Raw genomic sequence first — 13,496 nt, 5'->3', positions numbered from 1 at the left:
GCCGGTCCGCGCGGCGGCGGATGCCGCCGACCCTGCTCAGGTGGCCTCGGCCACCGCCGACTCGGCGGCGGTCGTGGTCTTGGTCCGCCGGGTGCGGCGCCTGCGGGGGCGCTGCTCGGCGGAGTTCTCGGAGTCGGCCGCCTCGTCGCCGGACTCGGATCCGGCGTCGGCTCCGGCCTGAGCCGAAGCCGCGCCGCCGGAGGCTTCGGTCCCGGAGCCGGCGGACGGCGCCTCGCCGTCCTGCGCGGAGGCGTCGGCCTCCTCGGCGGAGGCCGCGGCGTCGTCCTTCTTGGTCCGGCGGGTGGTCTTGCGGCCCGCGGACTTGGTGGCGGACTTGGCGGCGGAGGCCGTCTTCGACTTGGCCGCGGCCTTGCCGGAGGCGCGCTTGCCCTTCGCGGGCACCGCCTCCTCGACGGCGTCCTCGGCCTCGGCCGCGGCGGCGGCTCCCGCGGCGGGTTCCAGGTCGGCGGGGTCGGAGGCCGCCTCGGGCGCGGGCTCGGCCGGCTCGGCGGCCGACTGGTCGGCGCGGTCCTTGTCGCCCTTGCCCTTCTTCTTGCGACCGCCGCCGCTGCCGCCGCCGTTGCCGTTCCCGTTGCCGCCGGCGGGCTTGGCGCCGACGGGTTCGGTGGAGACCGTCAGGCCGCGGCCGCCGCAGTGCTCGCAGCTGTGCGAGAAGGCCTCCAGCAGGCCCTGGCCCACGCGCTTGCGCGTCATCTGCACCAGGCCCAGCGAGGTGACCTCGGCGACCTGGTGCTTGGTGCGGTCGCGCGAGAGGCACTCCAGCAGGCGGCGCAGCACCAGGTCGCGGTTGCTCTCCAGCACCATGTCGATGAAGTCGATCACGATGATGCCGCCGATGTCGCGCAGCCGCAGCTGGCGCACGATCTCCTCGGCGGCCTCCAGGTTGTTCTTGGTGACCGTCTCCTCGAGGTTGCCGCCCTGGCCGGTGAACTTGCCGGTGTTCACGTCGACGACGGTCATGGCCTCGGTGCGGTCGATGATCAGCGAACCGCCGCTGGGCAGCCAGACCTTGCGCTCCAGCGCCTTGGCGATCTGCTCGTCGATCCGGTAGGCGGCGAACACGTCGCGCTCGTCGGTCCAGTGCGAGAGCCGCTCGGACAGGTGCGGCGCCACGTACTCGACGTAGTCGTGCACGGTGTCCCAGGCCTCGTCGCCGGAGACCACCAGGCTGGCGAAGTCCTCGTTGAAGACGTCGCGCACCACCCGAACGGTGAGGTCGGGCTCGCTGTTGAGCAGCGACGGGGCGCCGGCCGAGCGCGACTTGCGCTTGATGGAGTCCCACTGCTTGGCCAGCCGGTTGATGTCGCGCTCCAGCTCCTCCTCGCTGGCGCCCTCGGCGGCGGTGCGCACGATCACGCCGGCGTTCTCGGGCATGACCTTCTTGAGGATCTGCTTGAGGCGCGCGCGCTCCTTGTCGGGCAGCTTGCGGCTGATGCCGGTCATCGAGCCGTCGGGCACGTAGACCAGGTAGCGGCCGGGCAGGCTGATCTGGCTGGTCAACCGGGCACCCTTGTGGCCCATCGGGTCCTTGGTGACCTGCACCAGCACCGACTGGCCGGACTTGAGCACCGACTCGATGCGCTTGGGCTGGCCCTCCATGCCGGAGGCGTCCCAGTTGACCTCACCGGCGTAGAGGACGGCGTTGCGGCCCTTGCCGATATCGACGAACGCGGCCTCCATCGACGGCAGCACGTTCTGCACGCGGCCCAGGTAGACGTTGCCGACGTAGGACTTGTGCGTCGCGCGGTCGACGTAGTGCTCGACGAGGACGTCGTCCTCCAGCACCGCGATCTGGGTGCGCTCGCCGGTGCGCCGGATGACCAGGTCGCGCTGGACCGACTCACGGCGGGCCAGGAACTCCGACTCGGTAATGACGGGGGCGCGGCGGCGGCCCTGCTCGCGGCCCTCGCGGCGGCGCTGCTTCTTGGCCTCCAACCGGGTGGAGCCCTTGACGGCCTGGACCTCGTCCTGGGCGGCCTTGCCGCTGCGCGGCTCGCGCACCCGCACGACCGTGTTGGGCGGGTCGTCCTGGGTGGCGTCCTCGCCGTCGCCGCTGGAGCGCCGCCGTCGGCGCCTGCGCCGCCGGCTGCCGGCCGCCGACTCGTCGTCGGACTCCTCGTCGGCGGAGGAGGCGTCGGCGGAGGAGGTGCCGGAAGGGGCCTCCTCGGTGCGCGCCTCGGCGCTGTCATCGTCGTCCTCGGCTCCGGACTCGCCGTCCTCCTCGCCGGCGCGGGTGCGGCCGCGGCCGCGGCCGCCGCGTCGCCTGCGGCGGCGCGAGGGGCGCTCGTCGTCGCCGTCGTCCTCGTCGTCGGCGCTCTGGACGTCCTCGTCGTCCTCGGCCCGGCGGGCCTCGTCGGCCTCGGAGGCGGTCTCGGACCGCTCGGGCGCCGAGCCGTTGCTGCGGACCTTCGACTCCGGTGCGGCGGGGGCCACCGGCGGCTGGAACAGCACCATCGGCGACTGGAAGGCGCCGGACTCGGAGGCCTCCGGCGCGACTCCCGCACCGCCACCGGAGGAGGCGGGCTCGTCCTCGGCCGCGTCCTCCGCGCCGGCGGAGTCGGCCGCTTCGGCGGCCGTTCCGGCCTCCTCGGCGGGAACGGCGGCGGCGCGCGAGCGCGCGCCGGTGCTGCGGGCGCGGGTGCGCCGCTTGCGGGCGGGCTCCTCCGCCTGCGGCTCCGCGTCGGAAGCCGCGTCCTTCGCGGCGGCGGGCTCCGCGTCGGGGGCCGCGGCCTCGCCCTCCAGCGCCGACTGGCCGGCGACGGTGGTGAGGGGGCGTTCGGGCGGCGCCACCGGCTCGGGTTCGGGCGGCGGGCCGGCCGAGCGCAGCGCGCCGCTGCGGCGCACGGGCCCGCTGACCTTCACCTCGCTCTCCTGCGGCGGTGCGAAGGTCGCGGCCTGGGACGCGGGTGTCGCTGCGGCCTCAGTCGTTTCAGTTGTGCCCTCGGTGCCGTCGGCACCGGTGCTGGGCTCGTTGTCGAGCATCCGGGCGGTCTCCCGTCAAGTCCGCGGGCGCGGCCTGGGCGCAAGGCTTCGGCCGCTGCGCGCGCGGACTGTCGTCGCTATGTCGTCGCCGGCAGCCGTTTACCGGGCTGGCCGGGGAAAGTCGTTTCGGGCCGCCCGCGTCCCCAAAGGAGCTCACGCATCGGGCGCGCTCCGCGCGGGCGGGTTCGGCCGCGATGTCTCCATCGCAAGTCCGGCCGCGTCGGCCTGGGCATCCGCGGCGAGCGGATCGGCGATCGCGTCGGACCCGTCGCTGAGCGGCCCCTGCGCCAGCCGGGTCATCACAGGCGATGACAGCGGCGCGAGGTCGGCCACCCGGCGAAGGCCTTTCACCACGTCGTCCGGTCGTACGGCAGGTGTCGTGTGCCGGACGACCATCCGAAGTATGGCATATGTCTCGTCTCCACCCCGTGTGGCGCGCCCGTCCACCTCCAGGTGGAGGACGGCCGCCCGGGCGTCGAAGCGGCGGAGGCCCTTCTTCGTGGACCTCTCCACCTCGACGGTATCGGCCGCGTTGAACGCGGCCACCGCCTCCGCGGCGCCGTCGGGGCCGACGCCGGGCAGTTCCACCCGCCATTCCGACGCCTCCAGGCGGTCCGCAAGACCGCCCGGCGCCGCCGCCTCCACGACCTCGGCCACGTCAAGCCCGTCGGGCATGGCGTCGTCGAGCCGGACGCGGACCTCGTCGGACGCAACGGGCTCGGCCAGCGTGATCTCGAAGTACTCCGCCTCACTGGCCACCCCGGTCGGGGCGGCGTTGACGTAGGAGATCTTCGGGTGCGGCGTGAACCCCGCTGAGAAAGCGACGGGGACACCGGCCCGGCGCAGGGCCCGCTCAAGCACGCGGGCGATGTCGCGATGGCTCGCGAAGCGCATCCTGCCGCGCTTGGTATAGCGGACTCGCAGCCGCGGTCCGGGGCGTCCGGTGGAGGGCGGGGTGGTGCCCTCGGTTGCGGGGGGCAGCGCTTCTCCTTTCTTCGGTAACTCCCCGGTGGGCCAGCCGATTCCTCCCTGACTCACCCACCTGGGAGATTCACGTCCTACTTCAGACTACGGTGCCCGCCAAGGGACCCGCGCCAGCGGTGCGGGGCGGGACCTCCACTGGGCGGATGACCCGATGACACCGGGACGCCACCGCGCCGCGATCTGGATCACCCACGTATGTGCTGTTCCCACCCACTGACCGGTTGAAAAGCGTTCGCCCTGCTTCGCTCGCGCGGGCGCCGTGCGGACCCCTCATCCCGTGCTCCGCGCTGACCTGCGATGACACTCCGGCCAGAAATTTCTTCGAGGAAATCTCGCAGCAGTGCAAACCTCCGGCGCCACCCGTCCGTCTTACATCACGTATGGCCCGGCGCGAGCGGGGCGCCGGGCCATACACCTCGCTTCCCCGCAACTTCCCCTTCATCGGGGAGCGCACGGCCCCGGCGCCCCGCGTTCCGCGCCAGGCGGCCTCAGACCACCGTCAGCGGCAGCGACCGCCCCGGATCGCTCGGACCGATCTGGATCTCCGTGCCCATCGTGGGGCAGACCCCGCAGTCGTAGCAGGGGCTCCACCGGCAGTCGTCGACCTCGACGGACTCCTCGCCGTGCAGCGCGTCCTGCCAGTCCTGCCACAGCCAGTCGCGGTCGAGGCCGGCGTCCAGGTGGTCCCAGGGCAGCACCTCGTCGGCGCCGCGTTCGCGCACGGTGAACCAGTCCATGTCCACCGGCTCGCCGGCCAGCGCCTTCTCGGCGCACTCGGCCCAGCGCTCGTAGGAGAAGTGCTCGCTCCAGCCGTCGAAGCGCCCGCCTGCGCGCCAGGCCTCCTCGATGACGCGGCCTACCCGCCGGTCGCCGCGCGAGAGGAGCCCTTCGATGATGGAGGGCCGCCCCTCGTGGTAGCGCAGGCCGATCGCCTTGCCGTAGCGGCGGTCGGAGCGCAGTTCGGCCTTGAGCTTGTGCAGCCGCGCGTCGACCAGCTCGTAGGGGGTCTGGCCCGCCCACTGGAACGGGGTCTGCGGCTTGGGGACGAACCCGCCGATGGAGACCGTGCAGCGGATGTCGGAGCGCCCGCTGACCTCGCGCCCGGTGCGGATGACCTCCTTGGCGAGGTCGGCGATGGCGAGCACGTCCTCGTCGCTCTCGGTGGGCAGTCCGCACATGAAGTACAGCTTCACCTGGCGCCACCCGGCGGCGTAGGCCGCGGTGACGGTGCGGATCAGGTCCTGCTCGGTGACCATCTTGTTGATGACGCGGCGCATCCGCTCGCTGCCGCCCTCGGGCGCGAAGGTCAGGCCGGAGCGCCGGCCGTTGCGGGTGAGCTCGTTGGCGAGGTCGATGTTGAACGCGTCGACCCGCGTCGAGGGCAGCGACAGGCCGGTGTTGGTGCCCTCGTAGCGGTCGGCCAGGCCCTTGGCGACGTCGCCGATCTCGCTGTGGTCGGCGCTGGACAGCGAGAGCAGCCCCACCTCCTCGAACCCGGATGAGCGCAACCCCTGGTCGACCATCTGAGTGATGGTCTCCTTGCTGCGCTCGCGCACCGGGCGGGTGATCATCCCGGCCTGGCAGAAGCGGCACCCGCGCGTGCAGCCGCGGAAGATCTCCACGCTGTAGCGCTCGTGGACCGACTCCGCCAGCGGCACGATGGGGTTCTTCGGGTAGGGCCAGGTGTCGAGGTCCATGACCGTGTGCTTCTGCACGCTCCAGGGCACGCCCTCGCGGTTGGGCGTGTAGGAGGCGATGCGCCCGTCGGGGTGGTAGGCCACGTCGTAGAAGCGCGGCACGTACACGCCGCCGCCTTCGGCCAGCCGCAGCAGCAGGCCGTCGCGCCCGCCGGGCCGGCCCTCGCGCTTCCACTCGCGGACGACCTCGGTGATGGCCAGCGTGATCTCCTCGCCGTCGCCGAGGACGACCGCGTCGAGGAAGTCGGCGATGGGCTCGGGGTTGAACGCCGAGTGGCCGCCGGCCAGCACGACGGGGTGGTCGCCGGTGCGGTCGGCCGCATACAGCGGTATGCCGCCCAGGTCCAGCGCCGTGAGCATGTTGGTATAGCCCATCTCGCTGGCGAAGCTGATACCGAGGACGTCGAACGCCGCGACCGGCCGGTGGGCGTCGACCGTGAACTGGGGCACGCCGTGCTCGCGCATCAGCTGCTCCAGGTCCGATCCGACGGCGTAGCTGCGCTCGGCGAGCACGCCCTCGCGCTCGTTGAGGACCTCGTAAAGGATCTGCACGCCCTGGTTTGGCGCCCCCACCTCGTAGGCGTCGGGGTACATCAGCGCCCAGCGGACCTCGGCGTCGTCCCAGTCGCGCACGACGGAGTTGAGCTCGCCCCCGACGTACTGGACCGGTTTCTGCACACGTGGAAGCAAGGCTTCCAGCTGCGAAAACACGCTTTCGATGGGCATCGTGGTTCCCCTGCGTCGGCTCTCGCGGAATCTCCCTGTCGAGCCTCCCAGCTTAGCCACCGGATGCGGGCCCACCTTGCAGAGCGCAGCCCGGGCCGAGCGCAGCGGGACCGGCGCGGGCCGGGCGGAGTCCAGCGCGGCCGGCCGCGGCTCAGTGGACGCCGCGTTCGCGGGCGTGCACGTTGAGCACCAGGCCCAACGCCGCCATGTTGGCCACGGCCGCGGTGCCGCCGTAGGAGACGAACGGAAGCGGGATGCCCGTGATGGGCGCCACGCCGAGGGTCATGCCGATGTTGATCAGGCTCTGGAACCCCAGCCAGGTTGCCGCGCCGACGCACAGCAGCCGGGCGTAGGGGTCGCCGCTCCGGCCCGCGGTGCGCAGGATGCGCCACATCACGAAGGCGATCAGCCCGATGATCACGGCGCCGCCGACGAAGCCCAGCTCCTCCCCGGCCACCGTGAAGATGAAGTCGGTGTGCTGCTCGGGCACGAACCGGCCGCGGGTGTGCTCGCCTTCGAGCAGGCCCGTGCCGTTGAGCCCGCCCGAGCCCACCGCGATCATCGACTGGTTGGCGTTGTAGCCGGTACCGCGCGGGTCGGCGCTGGGGTTGAAGAAGGTGGTGAAGCGCTCCAGCTGATAGTCCTTGAGCAGGCCGAACCACCACACGCTGAACGCGGCGAGCAGGCCGCAGCCCACCAGGCCGACCACCCAACGCACCGGGGCGCCCGACAGCAGCAGCATGCCCATGTAGGTGCCGGTGAGCACCATCGCGGTGCCGAGGTCGGGCTGGGCGAGGATCAGCCCCAGCGGCGCCGCCAGCACCGCCAGACTGAACAGCACGTCGCGGGAGGTGGGCGCGAACTCGCCGTCGCGGGGTTCGCCCAGCAGCACGGCCACCGCCAGGAGCAGGCCGAGTTTGGCGAGCTCGCCGGGCTGCATCTGCAGGCCGGCGACGACCAGCCAGGAGCGCGACCCGTTGATGGTCTCGCCCAGCGGTGTCAGCACCAGGGCCAGGCCCAGCACGGCGGCGAGGTAGACGAAGGGCGCGTAGGCGCGGGAGACCCGGAAGTCCACCGCCGCCACCACCAGCAGCGCGACCGCGCCGACGGCCAGGTGGCCGACCTGGCGCTCGACGTAGCCCACGGCGCCGTCGGGATCGGACGGATCATAGGTGGCCGACCAGACCAGCAGCACGCCGATTCCCGACAGGGCGGCGACGGCGAGCAGCATCGGCCAGTCGAGCCGGCGCGGCGCGGCGGTGGCGACGAAGCGTCCGGCGCGTGCGGTCAGAGTCGGCGGGCTCGGTTGCGGGCTGGGAAGTGTGGTCATCGGCTACCGCCAGCGGTCGTCGTCAATGGTCGTCGAGCTGGTCGACGGAGCCGTCCGCGCGGACGCTGGGCAGCTCCGACGGCGGTGCGCCCGAGGGCAGGGCGGGCCCGCTCGGTCGGTCGCCGCCGCCCTGCTCGCCGCCGCCGGAGCCCGAGAAGCCGTAAATCCCCTCGTAGATCTTGCGCGCCACCGGCGCGGCGGCGGTGCCGCCGGTTCCGGCCTGCGGGATCAGCACCACCACCGCGAACTGCGGGTCGTCGGTGGGGGCGTAGGAGGCGAACCAGGCGGAGTCCTCGCGGTTCTGCATGGTGGCCGTGCCGGTCTTGCCGGCGATGGACACCTCGCCCTGAGGGAACCCGTCGAAGGCGCCGGCGGCGGTTCCCTCCTTGGGCACCGCGGTCAGCGCGCGCTGGAGGTACTTGAGGGTGCGGTCGTCCATCGGCAGCTCGCCGGCCTTGACCGGCTCGATCCTCTCGACCCGCTCGCCGTCGGCGGAGAGCAGCGCTCGTCCCACCCGGGGCTCGTAGACGGTGCCGCCGTTGGCGATGGCCGCGTAGGCGCGGGCCAGCTGGAGCGGCGTGAGGAGCATGTCGCCCTGGCCGATGGCGCGGTTGATGGCGTCGCCCGCGCGCCAGCGGTCGCCGTCGAGGCAGTGCTCGCGGGCGAGGCGCTCCAGGTAGGCCGCGTGGGAGGGATCCTCCTCGGCGACGTCGTCGTAGCCCTTCTTGGCCATCTTGCAGCTGTGCTCGCGGGTGTCCTCCCAGTACTCGCGCTTCCACCGGGCGTCGGGGACGCGCCCGCTGGACTCGTGGGGCAGGTCGATGCCGGTGAGCTCGCCGTACCCGAAACCGTGCGCCATCGCGGATACGGGGTCCCTACCGCTCTGCTTGTCCCCGTTCCTCTTGTGGTCGTGGTACATCTCGTCGCCGAGCTTGTAGAAGACGGTGTTGCAGGAGACCACGATGGCCTTGTGCAGGCTGATGGCCCCGTGGCCGCCGCCTGCGAAGTTCTGCCAGGAGCGGCCGGCCAGGCCGACCGACCCCGGGCAGGAGTAGGAGCCGTTGAGCGAGGCGCCGTTCTCCACCGCGGCCGCCAGGGTGGTGGGCTTGAACGTTGACCCCGGCGGGAACTGGCCCTGGAGCGCGCGCGAGACCAGCGGCTCGTCGGCGTCCTCGCTGAGCAGCTTGTCGTAGGTCTTCGCGTCGATCCCGCCGTTCCACACCTCGGGGTTGTAGGTGGGCCGGCTGGCCATGGCGACCACACCGCCGGTGCGCACGTCCAGGACCACCGCCGCGCCGGAGTCGGTCGGCTTGCCCTGCTGCTGCGCCTGCTCCACGGCGCTCTCCAGCGCGTCCTCGGTGATCTGCTGCACTCGGGTGTCGATGTTGGTGACCAGGTGCATGCCCGGCTCGGGCGGAGTGGCCTTGATGGTGCCGCGCACGTCGCCCTGGCTGGAGACCGCCAGGACGCGGCTGCCGGAGTCGCCGCGGAGCCGCTCGTCGTAGACGCCCTCCACGCCGCCGCGGCCGACCCGGTCCACGCCGCTGAACTCGGCACGCAGCTCCTCGCGGGCCTCGAACTCCTCCTGGGTGATGGGCTGGAGGTAGCCGAGCATCTGCGCGGCGAGCTCGTCGTGGGGGTACTCGCGCACCGCCATCTGCTGCGCGGAGATGCCGGGGAACTCGCTCTTGCGCTCCATGATCTGCAGGGCGACGCGCGGGTCGACGTCCTCGGCCAGCGGGATGGGCTGGTAGGGCGAGCCCTGCCAGCACGGGCGCCCGGTCTCGGGCCCGCACAGGCGCACGCGCCCGCTCAGCTTCTCGTAGGGGCGGTCGACGAGCTCGGCGACCTTGCGCAGCACGGCCGCGCCGTCGTCGTCCTGGTTGAGCAGGGCGTGGAAGTCGGCGGTGACCGTCAGCTCGGTGCGGTTGGTCACCAGCGGACGGCCGCTGGAGTCGAGGATGCGGCCGCGGACCGCGGGCTCGATGAGCTTCTGGGTGTGGCTGGCCAGGGCGAGCTCATGGTAGTGCTCGGCCCGCGGCACCTGCATGTACCACATCCGTGCGGTCAGCCCGGCGAACAGCGCCAGCACGAGCAGCTGCACCGCGACCATGCTCGCCCGCCCTGCCGTACGCGGACGCACGGGCCCGGCCTGCGGCCGGGGGCTCCGATGGCGCCGCCCGCTGAGCAGCCTGCGCCTGCGGAGTGGTGTCATCTCCCCCATCCCTTCGCGATCCAGGGCGTGGGCAGGTCGGAGTAGACGTCGCCGGAGACCCGCCGCATCAACGGGGCCACGGGCCCCAGGACCAGCGGGCTGACCAGGAGCGTCAGAGCGGCCCCGCCGAGGACCGGCCACAGGGCCTCCGGCAGCGCGGCGCGGGGGTCGCCCAGGACGACACCGATGAGCAGGAACCCCGCGGGCACAGCGAGCGCGGCGGCCCCCGCGGCCAGATAGGGGCCCAGGCCCCAGCGCGCGTCGGAGTCGTGGACGCACGCCACGAGGTAGCCGGCCAGGCACAGCAGCAGCGCGGTCCGGCCGATCTCGTGGTCGGCCGGCGGCAGCACGTCCACCGCCAGCCCGGCGGCGAAGCCGGTGACCGCCCCGGCGACCGGCGTGGACCACAGCGCGACCGCGACGACGGCCAGCAGCACGAGGTCGGGCGCCAGGCCCCAGGGCAGCGGCAGCCGGTTGACCACGACCGTCTGGACGAGCACGGCGGCCAGTACCAGCAGCGCCGAAACCGTCGCCTTCATCGTCCGTCCTCCCCGCCGGAACCGGACCCGCCGTCCGCGGCGTCGTCGCCGCCCTCGTCCCGCTTGTCCTTCTCGCCTTGTTCTTCCTGCTTGTCTTGCTTGTCCCCTTCGTCGCCCGACGCCTTGGACGGCGGGTCGGGCAGGAGGGAGTCGCGGGGGTCATCTTCGGGTCCGGCCACGATGACCCCCACGACGTCCAGTGAGCCGAAGTCGACGGCGGGCTCGGCTCTGCCCGTGCGGGTGAGCCTCCCCGGCGTCTTGTCGACCGAGGTGATGGTTCCTACGGGCACGCCCGGCACGAACGGGGTGCCGTTGAGCGAGCCCAGGGTGACGATGCGTTGTCCGGTCTTCAGCCGCGTGTCCGCGCTCATCAGCTCGAAGCGCAGCGGGTCGCCGTCGCCGGTCCCCTCGGAGCCGCCGTCGGCGACCCCGATCTCGTGGGAGCTCTCCAGCCGGGCGCCCACGGACGAGGCGTGGTCGGTCACCAGCACGACGGTGGAGGTGCCGGCTCCGGCCCGGACGATCCGTCCCACCAGGCCGTCGCCGTTGACGACGGTCATGTTCCGGCGGACGCCGTCGTCGCGCCCCACGTCGAGGGTGACGGTGTCGGAGAACCCGCGCGCGGTCACACGGGTGACCGCCTGGGCGGGCACGATCTCGTACCCGCCCATTCCGGACAGGTGCAGCAGCTCGTCGAGCTGCTCGGCGCGCTCGGAGTCGTACTCGCGGGTCTGCAGCCGCGCGCGCAGCGCCTCGTTCTCCCGCTCCAGGCTCTCGGCGCGCTCGGCGGCGCCGAAGGCGGCGGTGGCCGTCCGGAAGGCGCCGCCGATCGGGGCGCCCGCGACCGAGACGCCCGCCGAGACCGGGCGGAAGGCGGCCTCGCCGACCGTACGCGCCGCGCTGGTGACGGGGTTGGCGCCCTCGCGGGAGTCCAGCACCACCAGCACGAGCGAGAGGGCGGCGAGGATCCCCACGACGAGCCGGGCCCGGGAACCGTCGTGGCGCATGTCAGCGCCGCCGCTCGGGGACGAGGACCTGGCTGAGCCGCTCGTAGTTCTCCACGCAGGTGCCCGAGCCCACGGCCACCGAGTCCAGCGCGTTCTCGGCCACGTGTATGGGCATGCCGGTCTCGTGGCGCAGCCGGCCGTCGAGTCCGGCCAGCAGCGCGCCGCCGCCCGTGACCGCGACGCCGCGGTCCATGACGTCGCCGGAGAGTTCGGGAGGGCATTTGTCCAGCGTGGTGCGCACCGCGTCGACGATGCTGGTCACCGGCTCCTCCACGGCCTGGCGAACGTCGCCCGCCGACATCACGACGGTCTTGGGCAGCCCGCTGATCAGGTCGCGTCCGCGCACCTCGGCGTGCAGCTCCTCGCCGCCGGTGGGAAACGCCGACCCGATGGCGACCTTGAGCTCCTCCGCGGTGCGCTCGCCGATCATCAGCGAGTACTCCTTCTTGACGTAGGTCATGATCGCCTGGTCGAGCTCGTCGCCGCCCACGCGGATCGACTGCGACGTCACGATGCCGCCCATGGAGATGACGGCGACCTCGGTGGTGCCTCCGCCGATGTCGACGACCATGTTCCCGGTGGGCTCGTGTACGGGCAGCCCGGCGCCGATCGCGGCGGCCATGGGCTCCTCGATGATGTAGACCCGCCGGGCGCCCGCCTGGTAGCCGGCCTCCTTGACCGCGCGGTGCTCCACGGCGGTGATCCCGCTGGGGACGGCGACGATGATGCGCGGCTTGGCGAAGTGGCGGCGGCGGTGGATCTTCTGGATGAAGTAGCGCAGCATGCGCTCGGTGATCTCGAAGTCCGCGATGACACCGTCCTTGAGGGGGCGCACCGCCGTGATGTTGCTCGGCGTGCGCCCGATCATCTGCTTGGCGTCGATGCCGACGGCGACGATCTTCCCTGTGGAGGCGTTGAGTGCCACGACGGAGGGCTCGTTGAGCACGATCCCGCGGCCGCGGACGTAGACGAGTGTGTTGGCTGTCCCGAGGTCGACCGCCATATCGCGGCCCAAGAAGGCGAGGTTATTGTTCATGAAGCGTCCTCAGCGGCACCAAACGGGTGTGGGCCCCCACGGGGCGGTCAATACGGACTCGTTCCAGTACGGATATGGATCCAGTACCCGTATCGTAACTCTGCGCAGTCATCCGACTACGCAAACACTCCGAACGGATCAGGTGCTCGGACACCAAAAAAGCGCCGGGCACAGGCCCGGCGCTCGAGGACGCGTGGTCGCTCAGGCCCCCAGATCGGGGAAGAACAGCTTGATCTCGCGCTCAGCGGAGTAGGTCGAGTCCGACCCGTGCACGATGTTCTGCTGGACCTCCAGCGCGAAGTCGCCGCGGATGGTGCCCGGGCCCGCCGAGATGGGGTCGGTGGCGCCGGCCAGAGCACGGAAGGCCTCGACGGCGCGCTCGCCCTCGACGACCATGGCCACCAGCGGCCCGCCGGTGATGAACTCCACCAGCGAGTCGAAGAACGGCCGCTCGGCGTGCTCCTCGTAGTGGGTCTTGGCGGTGCCGGCGTCCAGCGTACGCAGGTCCATCGCGACGATCCGCAGGCCGCGGCGCTCGATGCGGGAGATGGTCTCGCCGATGATGCTGCGCCGCACGCCGTCGGGCTTGATCAGAACAAGGGTCCGCTCCACGGTGGTGACACTCCTCGGAAGTCGGTGCGGAAAGTCTCGGGGGATGCGGCGGGGTCGACACGTGGCTGCGTCCGACGCGCGGCGATGCGGCCGCCCCTGGCCGTGGCAACCTTATCGCGTCCGCGACGCCCGCGAAGCCGCTCCGCCAGGCCCCGGACCAGCGCGGACCGGCCGGATGCGGCCGCAGCGCGCACACGTGCGGTCCCCGGCGCGGACGCCCGCTAGATCGTTGATGGGAGTTGTTGTGTGTCCCGGTCAGTGGTCGTAGGCGATCAGTGACCGCTTGACCGGGGCGCCGATCAGCCAGTTGTGCCAGATCGCGGCGTTGAGCGCGCAGATGCGCTGGC

At 72.3% G+C, this 13,496-nt stretch carries 9 protein-coding genes; all 9 read right to left on the bottom strand.

From position 1 onward, the window contains the following. Positions 1–36 precede the first annotated feature (36 nt). Positions 37–3,003: an Rne/Rng family ribonuclease gene (locus ABD284_RS21640; RefSeq protein ID WP_344146700.1), complete on the bottom strand. Its 2,967-nt coding sequence runs from the start codon at positions 3,001–3,003 to the stop codon at positions 37–39. A gap of 153 nt (positions 3,004–3,156) precedes the next feature. Next, positions 3,157–3,897, bottom strand: coding sequence for a TIGR03936 family radical SAM-associated protein (locus tag ABD284_RS21635; RefSeq protein ID WP_386699709.1), 741 nt, complete (start codon positions 3,895–3,897; stop codon positions 3,157–3,159). 578 nt (positions 3,898–4,475) lie between these two features. Then, positions 4,476–6,410: a TIGR03960 family B12-binding radical SAM protein gene (locus ABD284_RS21630; RefSeq protein ID WP_344146697.1), complete on the bottom strand. Its 1,935-nt coding sequence runs from the start codon at positions 6,408–6,410 to the stop codon at positions 4,476–4,478. Between the two features lie 151 nt (positions 6,411–6,561). Beyond that, entirely contained in the window at positions 6,562–7,740 is a 1,179-nt protein-coding gene (gene rodA / locus ABD284_RS21625; protein WP_344146694.1) for a rod shape-determining protein RodA, read from the bottom strand. A gap of 22 nt (positions 7,741–7,762) precedes the next feature. Continuing rightward, a complete protein-coding gene (mrdA, locus tag ABD284_RS21620; RefSeq protein ID WP_344146691.1) occupies positions 7,763–9,853 on the bottom strand; it encodes a penicillin-binding protein 2 in 2,091 nt (696 codons plus the stop codon). 98 nt (positions 9,854–9,951) lie between these two features. Beyond that, positions 9,952–10,494, bottom strand: a complete 543-nt coding sequence (mreD, locus tag ABD284_RS21615; RefSeq protein WP_344146688.1) for a rod shape-determining protein MreD — start codon at positions 10,492–10,494, stop codon at positions 9,952–9,954. Next, on the bottom strand, positions 10,491–11,501 hold the full coding sequence (gene mreC, locus ABD284_RS21610; RefSeq protein WP_344146685.1) for a rod shape-determining protein MreC: 1,011 nt from the start codon (positions 11,499–11,501) through the stop codon (positions 10,491–10,493). Before mreC ends, mreD begins: the two co-directional genes overlap by 4 nt. 1 nt (position 11,502) lies before the next feature. After that, positions 11,503–12,537, bottom strand: a complete 1,035-nt coding sequence (locus ABD284_RS21605; RefSeq protein ID WP_344146683.1) for a rod shape-determining protein — start codon at positions 12,535–12,537, stop codon at positions 11,503–11,505. A 201-nt stretch (positions 12,538–12,738) separates the two neighbouring features. Next, entirely contained in the window at positions 12,739–13,149 is a 411-nt protein-coding gene (gene ndk, locus ABD284_RS21600) for a nucleoside-diphosphate kinase (RefSeq protein ID WP_344146681.1), read from the bottom strand. Positions 13,150–13,496 lie beyond the last annotated feature (347 nt).

Source organism: Streptomonospora arabica (genome assembly GCF_039531585.1).
GTDB classification, from domain to species: Bacteria; Actinomycetota; Actinomycetes; order Streptosporangiales; family Streptosporangiaceae; genus Streptomonospora; species Streptomonospora halophila.
Note: the sequence above shows the minus strand (reverse complement) of the source record. Positions and strands in the feature narration are given on the sequence as shown.